18 protein-coding genes are annotated in these 18012 nt (G+C 71.8%); 7 read left to right on the top strand and 11 right to left on the bottom strand.

What is annotated here, in order from left to right:
* Positions 1-52: 52 nt before the first annotated feature.
* Positions 53-1255, top strand: a complete 1203-nt coding sequence (locus ACWIGU_RS15995) for an amidohydrolase family protein (RefSeq protein ID WP_454401254.1) — start codon at positions 53-55, stop codon at positions 1253-1255.
* A gap of 16 nt (positions 1256-1271) precedes the next feature.
* Here the strand turns inward: ACWIGU_RS15995 and ACWIGU_RS15990 are convergent, their stop codons facing one another.
* The 4 genes from ACWIGU_RS15990 to ACWIGU_RS15975 all read right to left on the bottom strand — a co-directional run bounded on the left by ACWIGU_RS15990 (position 1272) and on the right by ACWIGU_RS15975 (position 6155).
* Positions 1272-2312, bottom strand: coding sequence for a PhlD (locus ACWIGU_RS15990; RefSeq protein ID WP_454401252.1), 1041 nt, complete (start codon positions 2310-2312; stop codon positions 1272-1274).
* A 53-nt stretch (positions 2313-2365) separates the two neighbouring features.
* Complete coding sequence (locus ACWIGU_RS15985; protein WP_454401250.1) at positions 2366-3187, bottom strand: MmyB family transcriptional regulator; 822 nt, start codon at positions 3185-3187, stop codon at positions 2366-2368.
* 500 nt (positions 3188-3687) lie between these two features.
* Positions 3688-4767 carry a hypothetical protein gene (locus tag ACWIGU_RS15980; RefSeq protein WP_454401248.1) on the bottom strand — a complete coding sequence of 360 codons (1080 nt, stop codon included), beginning with the start codon at positions 4765-4767 and terminating at the stop codon, positions 3688-3690.
* Between the two features lie 98 nt (positions 4768-4865).
* Positions 4866-6155: a DUF4032 domain-containing protein gene (locus ACWIGU_RS15975; protein WP_454401247.1), complete on the bottom strand. Its 1290-nt coding sequence runs from the start codon at positions 6153-6155 to the stop codon at positions 4866-4868.
* Positions 6156-6309: 154 nt separating this feature from the next.
* Here ACWIGU_RS15975 and ACWIGU_RS15970 point away from each other — a divergent pair, with 154 nt between their 5' ends.
* Complete coding sequence (locus ACWIGU_RS15970) at positions 6310-7233, top strand: phosphotransferase family protein (protein WP_454401245.1); 924 nt, start codon at positions 6310-6312, stop codon at positions 7231-7233.
* On the opposite strand, the gene ACWIGU_RS15965 is transcribed toward ACWIGU_RS15970, so the two are convergent.
* The gene (locus ACWIGU_RS15965; RefSeq protein ID WP_454401243.1) at positions 7201-8127 is read right to left on the bottom strand and encodes a Gfo/Idh/MocA family protein; all 927 of its coding nucleotides are present in this window, start codon (positions 8125-8127) and stop codon (positions 7201-7203) included. The two genes, ACWIGU_RS15970 and ACWIGU_RS15965, sit on opposite strands and share 33 nt — an antisense overlap.
* Between ACWIGU_RS15965 and ACWIGU_RS15960 the strand changes: the two genes are divergently transcribed.
* The 4 genes from ACWIGU_RS15960 (at position 8038) to ACWIGU_RS15945 (ending at position 11561) form a co-directional block, all read left to right on the top strand.
* Complete coding sequence (locus tag ACWIGU_RS15960; RefSeq protein ID WP_454401241.1) at positions 8038-8568, top strand: LysR substrate-binding domain-containing protein; 531 nt, start codon at positions 8038-8040, stop codon at positions 8566-8568. The genes ACWIGU_RS15965 and ACWIGU_RS15960 overlap by 90 nt on opposite strands.
* A gap of 119 nt (positions 8569-8687) precedes the next feature.
* A complete protein-coding gene (locus ACWIGU_RS15955) occupies positions 8688-10133 on the top strand; it encodes an MFS transporter (protein WP_454401605.1) in 1446 nt (481 codons plus the stop codon).
* 4 nt (positions 10134-10137) lie between these two features.
* The gene (locus tag ACWIGU_RS15950) at positions 10138-10776 is read left to right on the top strand and encodes a TetR/AcrR family transcriptional regulator (RefSeq protein WP_454401239.1); all 639 of its coding nucleotides are present in this window, start codon (positions 10138-10140) and stop codon (positions 10774-10776) included.
* A complete protein-coding gene (locus tag ACWIGU_RS15945) occupies positions 10773-11561 on the top strand; it encodes a nucleotidyltransferase domain-containing protein (protein ID WP_454401237.1) in 789 nt (262 codons plus the stop codon). The genes ACWIGU_RS15950 and ACWIGU_RS15945 overlap by 4 nt, the downstream gene beginning before the upstream one ends.
* A gap of 67 nt (positions 11562-11628) precedes the next feature.
* Here the strand turns inward: ACWIGU_RS15945 and ACWIGU_RS15940 are convergent, their stop codons facing one another.
* From ACWIGU_RS15940 to ACWIGU_RS15925, 4 genes are all read right to left on the bottom strand, one after another.
* The gene (locus ACWIGU_RS15940) at positions 11629-11928 is read right to left on the bottom strand and encodes an arylamine N-acetyltransferase (RefSeq protein WP_454401235.1); all 300 of its coding nucleotides are present in this window, start codon (positions 11926-11928) and stop codon (positions 11629-11631) included.
* Positions 11929-12029: 101 nt separating this feature from the next.
* Positions 12030-13280 carry a cytochrome P450 family protein gene (locus tag ACWIGU_RS15935; protein WP_454401233.1) on the bottom strand — a complete coding sequence of 417 codons (1251 nt, stop codon included), beginning with the start codon at positions 13278-13280 and terminating at the stop codon, positions 12030-12032.
* A gap of 118 nt (positions 13281-13398) precedes the next feature.
* Positions 13399-13629 (bottom strand): hypothetical protein, encoded by a 231-nt coding sequence (locus ACWIGU_RS15930; RefSeq protein ID WP_356278309.1) that lies wholly within the window; start codon positions 13627-13629, stop codon positions 13399-13401.
* Between the two features lie 132 nt (positions 13630-13761).
* Positions 13762-15243: a cytochrome P450 gene (locus ACWIGU_RS15925; RefSeq protein WP_454401230.1), complete on the bottom strand. Its 1482-nt coding sequence runs from the start codon at positions 15241-15243 to the stop codon at positions 13762-13764.
* Positions 15244-15367: 124 nt separating this feature from the next.
* On the opposite strand from ACWIGU_RS15925, the gene ACWIGU_RS15920 reads away from it, so the two are divergent.
* Positions 15368-15976 carry a TetR/AcrR family transcriptional regulator gene (locus tag ACWIGU_RS15920; protein ID WP_454401228.1) on the top strand — a complete coding sequence of 203 codons (609 nt, stop codon included), beginning with the start codon at positions 15368-15370 and terminating at the stop codon, positions 15974-15976.
* Positions 15977-15995: 19 nt separating this feature from the next.
* On the opposite strand, the gene ACWIGU_RS15915 is transcribed toward ACWIGU_RS15920, so the two are convergent.
* On the bottom strand, positions 15996-17465 hold the full coding sequence (locus ACWIGU_RS15915; protein WP_454401226.1) for a SulP family inorganic anion transporter: 1470 nt from the start codon (positions 17463-17465) through the stop codon (positions 15996-15998).
* Between the two features lie 121 nt (positions 17466-17586).
* Positions 17587-17964 carry a hypothetical protein gene (locus tag ACWIGU_RS15910; protein WP_454401224.1) on the bottom strand — a complete coding sequence of 126 codons (378 nt, stop codon included), beginning with the start codon at positions 17962-17964 and terminating at the stop codon, positions 17587-17589.
* Between the last annotated feature and the right edge of the window lie 48 nt (positions 17965-18012).

Raw genomic sequence — 18012 nt, 5'->3', positions numbered from 1 at the left:
GTTTCATGACACACTCCCGGGTGCCCTTTTTCCGACCGTTCGGAAGGTCAGGATGAGCAGCAGGAAGTTGATCACGGCGGCGCGTGTGGTGACCGGTCCCGGCGGCCGCTGTGTCGAGGACGGTGCCGTTCTCACGGACGGGGACACCGTGGTCGCGGCGGGGAGACGCTCCGACGTCGAGGCCCTGGCGGACGAGCGGCACGAGCGCATCACGCTGCCGGGCACCACCGTGCTGCCGGGACTCGTCGACGCGCACGTCCACCTCGTCTTCGACGCGGGTACGGACCCGGTCGGGACGCTCGAAGGGCAGGACGACGAGGCGCTGCTCGCCGTCATGAGGGAGCGTGCGGCGCGGCTCGTGGCGAGCGGCGTCACCACGGTGCGGGACCTGGGGGACCGGGGGCGGCTCACGCTGCGGCTGCGCCAGGAGATCGAGTCCGGCGCGGTACCGGGACCCCGGATCGTCGCCGCGACGACGCCTGTCACCCCTAAGGGCGGTCACTGCTGGTTCCTTGGCGGAGAGGTCACCGGCGAGGGCGAACTGCGCGACCTGGTACGGCGGAACGCCGAGCTGGGCGCTGACGTGATCAAGGTCATGGCGACCGGCGGCGCCCTGACGCGAGGCGGACCGGCCACGTGGCAGGCCCAGTTCGGCGCGAGGGAGCTGGCCGTCGTCGTCGAGGAGGCGCGCGATGCCGGGCTGCCGGTCGCCGCTCATGCGCACGGCACCGCGGGGATCGAGGCCGCGGTGACCGCGGGCGTCGACACACTCGAACACTGCACCTGGATGACCGAGGACGGCAACGATCTGCGCGACGACGTGCTCGACGCCATCGTGGAGCGCGGGATCCGCGTCTGCCCGACCGTCAGTCCGCACTGGCGGAAGCTGCCGGCCGTGTTCGGGGCCGAGCGCGCCGAGAGGCTGTTCGGCCAGGTGCGGACCATGGCGGAGCGCGGGGTTCGGTTCATCGCCGGTACCGACGCCGGGGTGCAGCGCGCCGGGTTCGACGGCCTGCGCCAGAGCCTGACGTTCTTCGAGCACATCGGGATGCCGGCGCCGCGCGTCGTCGACATGGCCACCACGGAGGCCGCCGACGCGCTCGGCGCCGGCGGCCGTGCGGGACTGCTCGCCCCGGGGCGCCCGGCCGACCTGATCGCCGTTTCCGGCGACCCCCGCGCCGGCCTCGAGGCGCTCGCGGACCTGCGGTTCGTCATGAGCCGGGGAGAGCCGATCCCGCCTGAGGGCATGGGATGAGGGGCTGGGTGCCGTTTCAGGCGTGCCAGTGGCCGTGGAGGGCGGCGGTGAAGAAGCCGGGGCCGTAGGCGACGGCGAGGCCCTGGGATCCTGCGGCGGGCGGGTCGCTGTGGGTGCGTTCGAGCACGCGCAGAACGCTGGCCCCGCCGAGGTTTCCCTCGTTGACCAGCGACTCCGTCGAGTGCCTGGTGCCGTGTTCGCCGAGGCCGAAGGTGTCGCCCGTGGTGGAGATGATGCTGTGGCTCCCGGGGTGGATCACCGCGAAGTCGACAGGACGTGCGCCGACCCAGTCCGCGACCACGGACAGGGTCTCGGCCGCGGTCGTGGGTGCCTGCTTGGTGGACTCGAAGTGCATTCCCATGGCGTCGAGCCGCCCGCGATACCGCTCCTGACTCGCGGGGAGCGTGTACTCGAAGGTGTCCTCAATGGCGAATCCGGGGGAGAGCGGGCTGCTGGTGACGACGGTCGCCGCGGCGGAGTCGGCGAACAGCGCCTTGTAGATCATCGACTCGATCGTCGCGTTGCTGTGGTTGTAGGAGGTGGAGAGGACCTCCGACGCCACGACCAGGACCTTGCTGCCGGGGCGGACGGCGACCAGGTCAGCAGCGCGGATGAGAGCCTGGGCGCCCCCGCCGCAGGCTGCGGTGGTCATCGCGATACGGCGCGTCGTGGGGCGCAGGCCCAGCCGGTTGACGAGATGGATGTCCAGGTTGGGTACGGCCCACCCCGTTGCGTGCGTCGTGACGATCGCGTCGATGTCGTTCGTGTGCAGGTTTGCCGCCTCGAGGGCGAGGATCGCGGCGTTCTCCGACAGTTCGAGTGCGTCGTCGAACGCGGCCTGGGTGCGCTCGTGGACGTCTGCCGCCCCTGAGATCGTGGGGGAGTCCAGGGGGCGCGTGAAGTAGCGGGTCCGTACACCGCAGTTGTCCACTACACGCAGGAGCGTGGCAAGCCGGGGGTGATCCGGATGGTGGGTGCGGATGTCGTCGGATATCTCCTCGGTGGTGACCTTGTGGGCACCGAGAACTGTCCGGGGTGGTGAGACGTAGGCGGTCATCGAGCGGCTCCCACAGGGAAGGGTTGGGCGTGGGGGGTGCTGCTCAAATTACTTCAACGCGCTCGAAGTATCGGTGGCCGAGGGTGATTCAGCACCTGACCCGGACGGAAGATGAGGATGAACAGGCGCGAACCCGGCGCGGTCATGGGCTGTGCGGCGCAGATCGACACCCAGCCAGGGCCCTTCTCCGTGTGACACAGAGGGCGTTCGTGTCCGTCGGGGTGGAACAGTGCGCCGCCCGCCTCGTAGACGCCGGCCAGCTGGGGATCGGCGAGGACCTCCTTCTCGATCTGCGCCAGGATCTCGTCATGCGGCCGCGTGGCGATGGCCGCCTGCAGCTGCGGCAGGATCCAGGGCACCCAGGCGGTGTCCCAGTCGGTCAGCTGCTTGCGTCCCTCCGGGTCGAGCAGCATCCACCGCATGGTGTTCGCCGGAGCGTGGCCGCCGGGGAACAGCGCCGCGAACGCGCTGTTGTAGGTGAGCATGTCCCAGGAGGCGTCCGTGATGTACGCCATGTGCTCGATGCCGTCGACAGCCTCCTGCCAGATGCCTGGGATCTCCTTGCCGGACGACGGGCGCAGCGGGCCCGGGGGATCCTGAAGCAGGGCGTACCGGCAGAGAGAGACCCATTCCTGCTCGTTGAGATCGAAGAGGTGAGCCACTTCGCGCAGCAGATCGGTCGGCGGGTTCGGGTAACTGCCCGATTCCAGCCGGTGGTACGTCCCCAGGGTGCGGTGGAGCAGTTGGTCCACCTGGTGCTGGGAGAGGCCAGGGGCGCGCCGGCCCTGGCCCGTGGGGCGGGTGAAGCCGTGGGATTCGGGGGCTATCAGGGCGCGCCGTTCACGGAGCAGGGCGCGGAGCGCCGTCTTGTTCATGGTGGGTAATCCCTTGAGGTCCACGCCGAGTTGAGCGAGTCCAGTCTAATTACTCCCATCGCCTTTGGTAATAAACATTGCCCGAAGAAAACGATCAGCCAGTGCGTCATGATGGAGCCCGTGGGGTCGGCGACCTGCTGGTTTGAACGCCAGGGGCTGCACGGCCACGCCGATGGGACACCTGGACCGGGACGCTCGAAAATGGCTGAATTTCCCGGTGTTGGGTATCCGTCGAACCCTCGGATCCGTTTCGGGAACAGTGCAAGGCCAGTTGTCATATTCCGATCCATGTGACCGGAAAGTGCATCGCTTGGCCCAGTTCGGGCACTTCTCCCGGGCAGATCAAGGGCTCACTGGCTGCGGCCGGTGCCGTCACTCGCCATTACGTAGCGGCCACGGTACCGGCCGCCCGCGCATGCCCAGCCGCGCGACGGCTGCCGCGCACGCGGGCCGGCCGCAGGGCGGGGCCGGCGGATGACCGACCCCGCCGCACAGCGCACTCACCAGTCGCCGTCCTCCACCGGCTTGCCCGCGTCCCCCAGGGGCTTGACCTGGTGCGCGCCCGGCGCCTGCCACGGCTCGTGGTCGTCGCCGAGCCACTCACCCGCGGGCTTCACCGCCCCCAGCGTGTCCGACGGCGCGAGATCCTCCGCGCTCTCGTCGTAGTAGTTGAACCAGGGCAGCCCCGCCCTCGTGTACGCGGCCCGGTCCACCGGCGACGGCGGCGGCTCCTCGCCCGTGATGCGGCGCCAGTCCGGCGGCGTCACCAGGTGCACAAATACGCGGCCCGCGGCCGTTTCGGCCCAGTCGGACGCGGGCCGGTCGTCCCGGAACACCTGCTGGCGCATCGTGCCGCCCGCGCCGAGACCCATCGAACGCGCCGCCTGAGCCTGCGGCGCCCCACCCGGCGCGGCCGGCATCGGCGCCGCACCTGGCGCGGCCGGCATGGGCGCGGCCCCGTAACCGCCGGAGGAGCCCCCCATCCACTGCATGCCGCCGGGAGCAGGCGGCACCGCCCGCGCGGCGGCCTCCCGCTTGCGGGCCTCCTCCGCGCGCCAGGCCCCCAGCGCCGGCTCGCTCAGGGTGAAGGCCTGGAGCTGGATCCCGCCCCAGGTCTCCTCGCCCGTGACCTGGCCCTCGACCGTGGCGCCGAGCCCCAGGGGCAGCGCCACGAACTGCCGTACCGTGCCCTTACCGGACTTGATGCCGTCGAGCCACGGCTGGCGAGGCAGCACGACGTAGTTCTGCGGATCCCGGGACAGCCGGCTGCTCCACGGCAGCCCCGAGATGGCGCACACCTTGCCCACGCCCACCTGGAGCGCGGCCGGTTCGACCGTTCCCGCGAAGCTCAGCCACATCGCCTCGCGCAGATACATCGGCAGCATCACGCCGCCGCGCGCCCGCCACTGAGGCGGCACCGAGTCCGCGTAGTCCTCGACCCGCCGCACCGGGAACTCGCCGAGCCCCGGAGGCAGCGGATGCGTTCCGGTCTCCGGCAGGCGCAGCGTGCGCACGAACCGCACCCGCGCACCGCCCGGCAGCACCAGACTGTTCCCGTCGACCCGCACACTCCCGGACATGTCCGTCTCCCCTCGTCGTGCGTCTTCCTCGGTGGTACCACGACCGGGCCGCGTCACCGGTTCCGTCCCCGACGATCTTCGTAGCGGCAGAGTTCCGGTCAGGCGGGAGGCTGCGGTCCGTTCGCGGAGGGGGAGTTGAAGGGGCGCGAGCGGCCGGCGATGTTCTTGACGTAGTCCGCGACCGCCGCGTCGAGACCGATGTCGTGCTGCGCCCGCTCGGACAGGTACCAGCGGTGTTCGAGGAGCTCGTGGTAGAGCTCGGCCGCGTCCGTCCGGTCCGGCACGTGGTCGCGCACCGCGCGTACCGTCGGGCGGAAGACGTCGCGCACCCATCGGTGCGCGAGGACCTCGGCGCGCGCCCCATGGGGGTCCCCCCTGTTCGAGCGCAGCCGAGAACTTGCGGGAGGATCGTCCGGCGCGTAGTCGTCCTGCGTGGCCATCCAGCTCTCCAGGTCGTTCAGGAGACGACGGGCCTGGTTCTCCTCGGCGTCCATGCCGGTGAGGCGCAGGAGCTGACGCTGGTGGTGGCCCGCGTCCACGACCTTCGGCACGAACGTGACGGTGTCCCCTTGGTCCGCGTGCGAGATCTGCATCTCCGCGACGTCGAAGCCGAGGTCGTTGAGACGGCGGATGCGGCGCTCCATGTAGTGGTGCTTGCCGGCCGGGTAGACGGAGGTGCGCGTCAGCTCCGTCCAGAGCGCGTCGTACCGCTCCCCGATCTCCGTGCCGAACGCGATCGGGTCGATGGAGGGATGCAGGGCGCCGGACGCCTCCAGGTCGAGCATCTCGCCGCTGATGTTGACCCGGGCGAGCTCGATGTCGTACGCCCGCTGCCCGTCGCTGAGCCGGGGGTGCAGCTCCCCGGTCTCGGCGTCCACGAGGTAGGCGGCGTACGCGCCCGCGTCCCTGCGGAACAGGGTGTTGGACAGCGAGCAGTCCCCCCAGGCGAACCCCGCCAGATGCAGCCGTACGAGGAGGACGGCGAGGGCGTCCATGAGGCGGTGCACGGTGCCGGGGCGCATCGTCGTCTCGAACATGGAGCGGTAGGGGAGCGAGCCGCCCAAGTGGCGGGTGATGAGGACGGGTTCGAGGGGCGCGCCTTCGGTATCGGTGCGGCCGGTGACCACGGCGAGGGGGTCGACCGCGGGGATCGCGAGTCGGTCGAGGGTGCGCAGGAGCTCGTACTCGCGCAGCGCCGGCCGTTCGGCGAGCTCCTTCACGGCGACGACCTCGCTGCCCGCGCGGGCGTAGCGCACGACGTGCCGCGAGATGCCACGGGGGAGCGGCACCAGATACTCGTCCGGCCACTGCTCCAGGGGGACGTGCCAGGGGAGTTCGAGGAGGAGGGCCGGGTGTTCGGGGTTGGTGGCGCTGATCTGCAATGTCATGCGGTCACAGTCCCTGGGTCGCGCGGCGGGGCCATGGGTGATCGGACCCCGAAGGGGCCGCGCGGGTCAAGTCCCGGGCGGGACCCGCTTTCGGCAGGCAACGGCACCGGATTCCCGATTGAGGCCCTCCGGCCCGCGCCCTAAGGTGCGAGCCATGCTGCCCCTGGTGGAAACCGACGAACAATGGGACGCCGTGGTCCCCGACGAAGCGGTCATGCGGCGGGGAGCGGACCACCTCTGCGCCCGGCTCGGCCTCACCGGCATCCCGCTCACGCGCTTCGAAGCGGGCACTCAGCCCGTCTACGCCGTCGGTGACGAGCACGTCCTGAAGCTGTTTCCGGCCGCCTCCGCCAAGGACGGCGTCACCGAGGCCCGGGTCCTCGCCCACCTCGAAGGCCGGCTCCCCGTCCCCACCCCCGAGGTCCGCTCGGCGGGCGCGTACGAGAACGGGTGGCACTACGTCCTGATGTCCCGGCTGCACGGCGCGGACCTGGCCGTGGCCTGGCCCGGCATCCCGCGCGCCGACCAGGACCGCATCGTCGGCGAGGCCGGAGCATGCCTCGCCGCACTGCATGCCCTCGACCCCACGCCCCTCGCAGGCGGGGTGGGCCCGGAGGACTGGGACACATTCATGCGCAGGCAGCGCGCGGGCGCCGTACAGCAGCAGCGCGAACGCGGCCTCGCGGAGGGCTGGTTGGAGCAGATCCCCGCCTTCCTCGACTCCGTCACGCTGCCGCGCGGGCCCGAACGCGTCCTGCTGCACACGGAGTTCATGCGCCAGCACCTCGTCGTCGGCCCCCGGAACCGCAAGCTGACCGGACTCCTCGACTTCGAGCCCGCCATGATCGGCGACCCGGCGTACGACTTCGTGGCCGTCGGCCTGTTCGTCACCGGGGGCGACCCGCGCCTGATGAGCCGCTTCACCGAGGCCTACGGCCGCGCGTTCGCGCCCCGCACTGTGATGGCGTACACCCTCCTGCACGTGTACAGCGATCTGCCCTGGTACCTGCGGGAACTGCCCGCGCCGCCGGAGGCGACGCTCGACTCACTCGCCGGGGCCTGGTTCGCCGCCGGGTGACGCGAGGCGGGCCTCGGCCGTCGCGAGGATCTCCGTGACACGCAGCGCGAACGCGGCGTCGCAGGCGTGCGGCCGTCCCGTGCGCACCGACTCCAGGAGCGCGTCGACGGCCGCCCCGAACGCGTCGACCGACTCACCGCCCGTCGGCATCGACGCGATGCCGGACTCCCCGCGCAGTTCCACGGCGACGTCCGCCGCCTTCGCCGGAGTGGTCAGACTCAGCGCCGCTGTGGCGGACGCGCCCGAGGCGTGCGCGAGGACCAGATGCACGGTGTCCGCCGGGCCCCGCGCGGCCGTCACGGACGTGACGTCGCCGAGCACCGGAAGCAGTACGGACAGGGCGTGCGGGCCGACGTCCCACAGAGCGCCGCGCCCGACCCGCCACGGCGACGTGGTCAGCTCCGAGGTGTCGCCGGGGGTGTACAGGGCCCCGTACCAGTCGGCCCGGCCCGTGAACCAGCCGCCCTCGGCGGCCTGTCGGGCCAGCCAGCCGGAGGTGACGCTCGCGAAGCGCATCGTGAAGAATACGACGGACGCCACCCCGGCGGCCCGTGCGGCGTCCACGACCTCCCTGGCCGCGGGCACCGACGTGGCCAGTGGCTTGTCGAGGAGAAGGTGACAGCCCGCGGCGGCGGCCCGCGCGGCGAGCGGGGCCTGTACGTCCGGCGGCACCGCGAACGCCACCGCGTCGCACGCCGCGAACAGCTCGTCGACGTCCTCGAAGACCTGCGTCCCATGGGCGGCGGCGACCGCGGCCGAGGCCTCGGGCCTGCGCCCCCAGACACCCACGAGATCCGTCCCGGGATGGGCCCGCAGTGCGGCGGCGTGCGTCTTCGAGGCCCAGGCGCCGGTGCCGACGAGCCCGACGCGAAGGATGGTGGCAGCAGAAGTCATGGTCGGCAGTATGGCTGGCGGTCCGCGGCCGGAACAGGAACGGCCGGCGCCGCGGCCCCGCCGTGCGTCACCGCGCGGGCGGAGGCCCTTCGCGACGCCTGCGCCGCCGCCGGATTCAGCCCCGACTTCTCCGTCGCGAGCCAGGATCACGCGACCGCCCAGGGCTTCGTCGGCGACGGAATGGGAATCGGCCTGATGCCTCTGATGGGCCTGAGGAACCGGCACCCCGACGTCGTCCTGCGCAAGCTCCGAAAACCGGAGCCGATCCGGGTGATCCGCGCGGCCATCCGCGACACGGCCCCCTCGCGGCCGGCCCTCCAGGGGTTCGTCGATGCGGTGCGCGAGGCGGCGACGGGCCGACTGTTCAGGCCGGTATGCAGGGGTATGCGGGGGCTTCGTTCGGGCGCTCTGGCCATATGCGAGCGCTCTGGTGAATACTGATTCACCACGTAGGTGAATGGAAATTCACCACACCTCCCGCCCCCGACCTGGAGGCGTCCACCGGAGCGCCCATGGAGCCCGCGATAAACCCCGACATAAAAAGCGACATACGCCCCGAAATGGCTCCTCTGTCCGGCCTGCGTGGCCGGCTGACGATCCCGGTCCTCGCCTTCGGCGGCATCCTCATGGCCGTCATGCAGACCGTCGTGGTCCCGCTGCTGCCCGACCTGCCCCGGCTGACCGGAGCCTCGCCCGGCGCGGTCTCCTGGACGGTCACCGCGACCCTCCTCGCCGGCGCCGTCCTCACCCCCGTGCTCGGCAGGGCGGGCGACATGTACGGCAAGCGGCGCGTGCTGCTGCTCGCGCTGGGGCTGATGACCGGCGGGTCGGTGCTGTGCGCGCTCACCTCCGACATCCGCGTCCTGATCGCGGCACGCGCGCTCCAGGGCGCGGCCGCCGCGGTCGTTCCGCTCTCCATCAGCATCCTGCGCGACGAACTCCCGCCCCACCGCACGGGATCCGCGGTCGCCCTCATGAGCTCGACCGTCGGGATCGGCGCCGCGCTCGGCCTGCCGCTCGCCGCCCTGATCGTCCAGTACGCGAACTGGCACGTCATGTTCTGGGCGACCAGCGCCCTCGGCGCGCTCGGATTCGCGCTCGCCTGCTGGGCCGTGCGCGAGTCACCCGTACGCGAACCGGGCCGGTTCGACACGCTCGGCGCGGCCGGGCTCGCCGGCGGCCTCGTCTGCCTGCTGCTCGCCGTGTCGCAGGGCGGCCAGTGGGGCTGGGACAGCGCCCGCGTGGTCGGCCTGTTCGCCGGTGCCGTCGTGATCCTCGCGCTGTGGTCGTGGCAGCAGCTGCGGGCCGACCGACCGCTGGTGGACCTCCGGCTCGCCGTGGGCCGCCGCGTCGGCCTGCCGCACCTCGCCGCCCTGCTCGCCGGATTCGCCTTCTACGCCAATTCGCTCGTCACGGCGCAACTGGTCCAGGCGCCCAGGTCCAGCGGTTACGGGCTCGGCCTCTCCATCGTGCAGACCGGCCTGTGCCTGCTGCCCAACGGCGTGATCATGCTGCTCCTGTCACCGGTGTCGGCCCGCGTCTCCGCCGCGCGCGGCCCCCGCGTGAGCCTCGCCATCGGCGGCGCCGCGATGGCGCTCGGCTATGTCGTCCGCATCGCGGACAGCCGCGACCTGTGGGTGATCGTCCTGGGCGCCGCGATCGTGTCGACCGGCACCACGTTCGCGTACTCGGCGCTGCCGACCCTCATCCTGCGGGCCGTGCCCGTGGGCCAGACCGCGTCCGCGAACGGCGTGAACGTCCTGATGCGGACCATCGGCCAGGCCGTCTCCAGCGCCGCCGTCGCAGCGATCCTCGTCCACCACGCCACCGGCGCCGGCTTCCCCGCGCTGCGCGGCTACCAGATGGCCTTCGTCATGGCCGGTGCGGTCGCCCTCGTGGTGACAGCGGCGGCGTTCACCGTCCCGGCCGACGCGGCGGACAATGGAAGGCGCACGTCCGCCGGCGGCACGACCGGGCGGACGGACAAGGCCCTCGAAGGAGCGTGACCCCGTGACGAGCCCGGCCCCGACGGCATCCGCCGCGTCGGAATCCACCTCCGGTGTGAGAGATGACCACCGGTCGGGGCCGGCGCGCCGCGACGCGGAGGCGACCAAGACCGCGATCATCCGCGCCTGCCGCCACCTCCTCGCCCGGCACGCGCACACCGACATCACCCTCAAGGCCGTCGCCGAGCGCGCGGGGGTCAGCGCCCCGCTGATCCTGAAGTACTTCGGCAACAAGGACGCCCTGTTCTCCCAGGTCATGAACTTCGAGGCGGACGTGGAGACCTTCCTCGACGCGCCCCTCGAGGACCTCGGCCGGCACATGGTGCGCCACATCCTCACCGGCCAGTCCGAGCACGGCGCCGACCCCATCCTGCGCATCGTGTTCGCCCCGCTCCACGGCGAACAGGGCGACATCCTGCGCGCCAACTTCCGTGCGCAGGTCAGCGACCGCCTCGCCGAGCGCCTGCACGGACCGGATGCGGGCCTGCGCGCCGAGCTTGCCGTCTCCCTGCTCCTCGGTCTCGGCGTCATGTACGGAATCGCACGTGGCGCCCATGTGCGCTCCGCCCCGGTTGAGGAGATCACCGAACGCTACGGACCAGCCGTACAAGCCCAGTTGACTCCTGGCAGACTGACCGGATGACTACAGCGGAGGCACATCCGGCGGCCACGACCGACCTGCTCGACCGCTTTCTGGCCGGGCTGCGCGAGACATCGCCTGCCCCGTTCTCGCTGTGGGCGCACGGGTCGCTCGCCGGTGGGGACTATCAGGAAGGGCGCAGCGACCTCGACCTGATCGTCGTCGTCCCGCACCCGCTCGAGCCGGACGAGGAGACGCGGCTCGCCACGCTGCACGAGGGAATCGACGCGGAACTGCCCCTCGCGGCCCACCTCCACTGCTCCTACATGCCGCACGGGGACCTCGACGACCCTGACCGCACGCACTTCACCTGGGCCCACCGGGAGGCCTACACCCGCACCGTCACGCCCATCACTCGGCGCGAACTCCACACCTACGGCCTGGTGCTCCATGGAGATCCCATCGCGGGCACCCTGCCGCCGGTGGACGACCGCACGCTCAGGGAGTACATCCTCACCGACCTGGCCGGGTACTGGCGGCCCAGGACCGGGCGCCCCGAGTTGTGGCTGGAGAACGTCTGGGTCGACCTGGGACTGATGGTCCTGGCCCGGGCCACGGTCACCCTGCGCGAGGGAACCCTGATCAGCAAGGCCGAGGCACTCGCCGTCCTCACCGAACTGGGCGCGCCCGCCGAGGTCGTGGCGGACATCGAACGCCGACGGTACGAGGGAGGCCAAGCCGACACCGCCCCCGGCCCCGGGTGGCTCGCGCGCCGCGCCGAGTTGACCCTCGACTGGCTCGCCCCCGCCCTCGACCGCACCGTCGCCGAGCACACCGCCGGCAGCTGAGAACCGGGCAGTCGCAGAGACCGGAGAGCCGCAGAGGGGTGCGCAGCCGGAGGGCCGCAGGGCCGGATCAGGCGGCCGGTTCCGGCGGCACCCGGTCGAGCTCGATGCCGAACGAGTCACGGTATGTGTCCAGCACCTCCCGGTCGGACGCGAGCTCCGTACTGCGGCGCTCGCCGCCGGCCGTCGTCTTCAGCGTGCGTCCGCTCAGGGTCAGCCGGCCCTCGTCCGTGACCAGCGAGCAGACCAGCGACCGCGTGAACGTCCGCTGGTGTGCGAGGTGCAGGGTGCGTAGCGCCTGCGCGGTCGGCGCCGCGGGGCGCGGCGTCGCGATGCGGCGGAGGTAGGCGTCGGTGTGTGAGGCGTCCATAGGGTCAGTCTGGGGGGCCGGGCGGACCTGGGCACAGGGGCGGAGGGACCGTATCGGCGCAGGTCGCGCGGCGTAGGACCAGGTATCCCGGGTGCCGTTCCTCAGGCCGCCCCGGCCACCGGCCGCAGGCGCACCGGGAGTTGGTCGACGCTGTTGCCCACGAAGCCCGCCTTCCGCGCCGGCTCCGCGTCGGGCGCGGCGAGATCGAGACCGGGAAAACGGGTGAACAGGCGCTCCAGGGCGACGGTGGCCTCCATACGGGCGAGCGGCGCCCCCAGGCAGTAGTGCGGGCCGTGGCCGAGCGAGAGATGGCGGGCGGCCGAGGCTCGGGTGACGTCGAACCGGTCGGCGTCCGGGCCGTGCGCGCTCCGGTCACGCCCCGCCGCCGAGTAGCCCGCGAGCACCGGAGTGCCCCGGGGGATCACCGTGCCGCCCACCGTCAGATCACACTTCGGGTAGCGGAACGGGAAGTAGCTGACGGGGCTGTCCCAGCGCAGGGTTTCCTCGACCACGTCGGACCAGGACGCCCCGCCCGACAGGACGAGGTCGAGCTGGTCGGGGTGGGCGCACAGGGCGCGCACGGCGTTCGTGATCAGGTTCAGCGTCGTCTCGTGCCCGGCGACGATCATCAGGAGCAGGGTGCCGATCAGCTCCTGCTCGCTCAGCCGGTCGCCGTCCTCCTCGCGCGCCGCGATCAGCGCGCTCGTCAGGTTGTCGCCCGGCCGGCTCGCCCGGGACGCGGCGACCGCCGCGAGGACGGACACCAGCTCACGGTTGGCGGCCACTGCCTCGCGTGGGCCGATGTCGGTGGCCACGACCTGGCCCGACAGATGGTGCAGCCGTCCCCTGAACTCCTCGTCCACACCGAGCAGTTCACAGATCACGCTCATCGGGAGCGGCAGCGCGAACTGCCGCCGCAGCTCCACGACGTCCTCGCCCTCGGCCACGGCTGCCTCCAGCCCGTCGAGCAGCTCGCCGGTCAGCTCCTCGACGCGCGGCCGCAGAGCCTCGACGCGCCGCGCCGTGAACGCCCGGCTCACCAGCGACCGCAGCCGCCGGTGGTCCTCGTCGTCCGCGGTCGTCATGCCCTGCACGGTCGCGAAGGTCATGAGCGGCCAGCCGTCGGGTATGCGGCCCTCGATCAGGGCGGTGAAGTGCCGGGCGCTCTTGGCGACATCGGGGTGCGCGAGGAAGTCCTTGAGGGCGTCGTGGCCGAGGACCACCATGCCTTCGACGTCACCGGGCAGCACGACCGGGGCGACGACCCCCTGGTCGAGCAGCCGCGCGTTCGCCGCGTGCGGGCAGCCACCGGCCGGGTCGATGCGGTGCGGGACCACGGGTGGGATCGTCAACGAGCTCTCCTGACCGGTCGAGGGAATGCGCGGGAACGCGGGAAGCGGACGTACACAGGTCACCTACGGACGCACACACGCCTCACCTGGGGACGAGTACGCGACGAGTACACCTGCCTCACGTATGAACGCGCTTCTCCGTTCCCAAGTCGTAGAGCTTCTCCAGCAGCCACGCCTCGTTCCCCGCGAGTCCCGCCCTGTCCAGAGCCGCGTCGGCTTCCGCGATCGGCAGGGCGAGCAGTGAGGCGGCGGTGGCCGGCTCGCATCCGGTCAGTGCGGCGCGCGCGGTGTGCAGCAGGCGCAGGCAGGCCTGGGCCGCGGCGAGTTCGGCACTCCTGGTCGCGTTCATATCGATGGGCCCCTCAGCTCGGCGAAGACGTGGATGTACAGACATGTGCCTCCACTCTTGCGCACGGGTCTGACAATTCGCCTTCGACGCGAGAGCCGAGGGGGACTCGGTCGTCGAACTCGGGCGTCGGACTCAGTCCGCTGTACGGACCTTCGCCCGGCGTCCCAGGTTGAGCCGCAGGCCCTCCGGCATCAGCGTCAGGCGTTCCGCCACACGCAGTCGGTAGCCCGGTTCGGCGTGCAGGTCGTAACGCCGCAGCAGCAGGCCGAGTACCAACGTCGCCTCGTGCAGGGCGAATTGGCGGCCGATGCACGCACGTGCACCTGTGCCGAACGGTTTGAAGACATGCGGGGCGCGCGCACGCACGGCCGCGGGAGCGAAGCGGTCCGGGTCGAAGGCCTCCGGGTCGTCACCCCACGCCTCCGGGTCGCGGTGCAGGAGCGCGGTCAGGACCAGCGCCCAAGCACCCCTGCGCATCGGGTGGATCCCGCCGAGCGTCGTGTCGACGGTGGCCTCGCGGGCGAACGCCGGAGCCGTCGGCCACAGCCGCAGGGACTCGTCGAGAACCCGGCGCAGATAGCGCAGCTTGGCCACCTGCTCGTACGCGGGCTCGTCCGCGTCGCCCCACACCCGCTCCACCTCTTCGCGCGCCTTCGCGAGGACGTCGGGATGGTGCGCCAGATAGTGCAGCGCGAACGACAGCGCCCCCGACGTCGTCTCGTGTCCGGCGACGAGGAAGGTGATGACCTGGCGTCGTGTGTTCTCGGGGGAGAGCTGTTCCCCGGTGTCGGGGTGGGCGACCTCCAGCATGCGGTCGAGCAGGTCGCCCTGCCCGCCGGTGCGTGATCCGGACGCGGCCCGCCGCGCGGCGACGACGTCGTCCACGGTCCGGTTGAGGTACGCCATGTCCGCGGCGTTGCGCCGCTCCGCGCTCCGCAGGAGCAGGGGAGCGAGCGCCGGTGGCACCACGTTGCGGCGCTGCGCGAACGACAGCGTGCCGACCATGGCCGTCACGAACGGGTGGGGCCGCTCCCGCTCGAACGATCCGAAGTCATGGCCGAAACCGGTCCGCGCGATCGTCTCCAGGGTCAGCTTCGTCATGTCGCCGGGCACGTCCACGGCCTCGCCCGCCGCCTCCCGGGCGTCCCAGGCCGCCATCAGGCGCCCCGCGACGTCCAGCATCAGCGGGTGGTAGCCCTCCATCGCGTCACGGCCGAAACCGGGAGCGAGCACGTCGTGCGCCAGCTGCCAGTTGGGCTCGTGGTTGTACGCGGTGAACAGGCCGTCACCGGCCACCGGCCGCAGATTGGCCACGCCCAGGCCGACATGCTTGGCGAAGCGCGACTCGTCGGCCATGTCGGCGGCGAACCGCGTGCCCCAGACGAACACGATCTCGTTGCCGAAGGCCTTGCGGCGGAAGACGGGCCCGAGCTCCTTGCCGATCCGCATGGAGTCCTGCACCGGCGTGCGCACGTTCGCGCCGAGGATGTCGCCGACGAAAGGCACACGTCGCGGCGGGTGCGGAATCCGGTCGAGTCCGGGCCAGCCGAGCTCGGCGCTGCGAAAGCCCTTCGGCGGTGCCGAATCCGTTGCCGGCTGCGTCAACTGAGCCATGATCCCCACCTGCTGGACGTAGAGAGTGCGTGTACCCGAGCCGCTGTTATACGTGGGTTCAATACGCCTCCCAGTGTGGTCCCGCTATTGAATTCACGTCAAGTAATGCGGGTAAAGTGCTGGCATGGCCGCCAGGGAGCAGGAGCGCACGCGCCGTCGGCTGAGCACGCAGGAGCGCCGGGAACAGCTGCTCAGCGTGGGTGCGCGGCTCTTCGCGCAGAGCACGTACGACGACGTCTGGATCGAGCAGGTCGCCGAGATCGCCGGCGTCTCGCGCGGGCTGCTCTACCACTACTTCCCGACGAAACGGGACTTCTTCGCCGCCGTCGTCCAGCGCGAGAGCGAGCGGATGCTGCGCCTGACCGCGGCCGTTCCCGGGATCCCCGTGCGCGAGCAGATCGCCGTGGGCCTGGACACGTTCCTCGGTTATGTGGAGGCCCACGGCGAGGGCTTCCGCGCCTTTCACCGCGCCGAGGCCGCGGGCGACCCGGCCGTGCGCGAGGTGTACCGGCAGGGCCTGGCCGCGCAGGAGCGCCAGATCGTCGAGGCGCTCGCCGCCGACCCCGACAGCTCCCACATCGACGGCGAATCCCCTGTGCTCCGGCTCGCCGTCCGCGGCTGGCTGGCCTTCATGGTGGCCGTGTGCCTGGAGTGGCTCGACGAGCCGGAGCTGTCACGGGATCAGGTGCGCGACCTGTGCGCGCGGGCCCTGCTCGGCGCGATCACGGCGTAGCGCGCCGCACGGGCCGGTCTCAGCCCCCCGGAGTCGCCTGGCCCGGAGTGACCTTGACGGGCTCCGTGTCGGCGCCGCTGTGCCGGTCCACCCAGTTCCGCAGCGCCGTCCCGAAGGCGTGGTCGAGGTGGTGAAGACCGGACAGGTCGAGCACGACGGGCCGGTCCTGCGGCAGCGCCTCCAGGCTGTCGAGGATCTTCGGCAGCCGCAGGAAGGTCGCGTTGCCCGTCAGATACACCTGGATCGGTCCCGCGCCCTTGTCTATGACGTCGAGCCGTACGTGCGAGGCCTCCCACGCCGTCTTCGCCACCGCGAGCGCCAGGCCGATGAGCACGCCCTCGAACATGCTGACCGCCACGATCGACACCGCCGTGACGAGCAGCACCAGCGCCTCGCCCCGGTGTTCACGCCACAGCCCCACGATCTGCCGTACGGGGACGAGCTTGCAGCCCGCGTGGACCAGGACGGCAGCGAGCGCCGCGACCGGGATGACGCCGAGCGCGGCGGGCAGCAGCGCCGCGAACAGCAGGAGCCACACCCCGTGCAGGATCCGGGACGCCTTGGTGCGGGCCCCCGCCTGGACGTTGGCGGAGCTGCGTACGATCACCGCCGTCATCGGCAGTGCGCCGAGCAGCCCGCACACGGTGTTGCCCGCGCCCTGCGCGATGAGTTCCTTGTCGTACGACGTGCGCGCCCCGTCGTGCATCCGGTCGACGGCGGCCGCGCTGAACAGGCTCTCGGCGGAGGCGATGAGGGTGAACGCGAGGACGGTGCCGATCACCCCGACGCTCGCGAGCTGCCCGAACGCGTCGGCGCCGGGCGGTTGCACGGCCTCGATCAGACCCTGCACCTCGACCCGCGCGACCGGCAGCCCGAACCCGGCGGCCGCGAGCGTCGCGAGCCCCGCCGCGGCGAGCGGCGCGGGCACTACCTGGGCCGCGTTGGGCAGCCGCTTCCAGCCGAGCAGCACGACGATCGTGCCCACGCCGAGGGCGAGCGCGGCGAGCGCCTTCGGCGAGGAGGCCGAGTCGATCAACAGACTGGGCAGCCCGGCGAGTTTGTCCGGCCCCGAGGAGGGCGCCGGTGTGTCGGCCATCGCGTAGAGCTGCCCGGCGATCAGTACGAGACCGATCCCGGCAAGCATGCCCTCGACGACCGCCACGGAGATCGCCCGGAACCAGCGGCCCAGGCGCAGGCTGCCCATGAGGAGCTGGAGCAGCCCTGCCCCGAGCACGATGACGCCGAGCACCGGCAGGCCGTACGCCTGCACGGCCTCGTACACGAGCACGGTGAGCCCGGCCGCGGGCCCGCTCACCTGAAGACTGCTGCCGGGCATGGACCCGGCAACCAGACCGCCCACGATGCCGGTGACGAGGCCGAGTTCGGCCGGGACGCCGGACGCCACGGCCACGCCCACGCACAGCGGCAGGGCGACCAGGAACACGACGAGAGACGCGGCGAAGTCCTGCCGCGGTACCAAACGCTTCACGAGCGCATACCTCCAGCGCGCCCCGTGCGGGGCGCGTAGTCCTACACGTGCTGAGTGTCACGGGAGGCGGGCAGGAGGGTGCGCCGAAGACCCGCGGGAACTGCTCCTGCCCAGGGCGCTCTCAGCAGCGGAAGACCTGGAGTATGACGGGGAGGGAGTCGGCCGCCCGTCTCGGCTGGCGGTGCGGGGACCTCTCGCCGGCGCCTGCCGTCGGCGCGACGCCGGGCTCCCCGGCCTGGACCTGCCACGGGCACGCGGCCCCGCGCACGGGGCCGTCGGGCACGTACTCCTCGGCGCGGTGCCGGTCGCGGGGCAGGTAGTGGTGGGACGAACTCCGGGGCAGGTCGGTGTCGTCGCAGGTGGCGACCGGGCCGCCGGTGTGTGACACCGACTCGTGGGCGGACGCGGAGGGGGCGCTCCTGACCAGGAGTTGGAGGACGAGCATGCCGACGGTGAGGGCCATCAGGCAGGCCCTCGCTGTCGTCGTGCCGCGTGCCATCCGGTCGGCTCCCTGGTCGCGTCGCCTCGTAATCCTCTTGGGCAGTTA

The organism is Streptomyces sp. NPDC055400, from assembly GCF_053644375.1.
The sequence above is the reverse complement of the archived record's forward strand: the minus strand, read 5'-3'. Positions and strand labels throughout refer to the sequence as shown.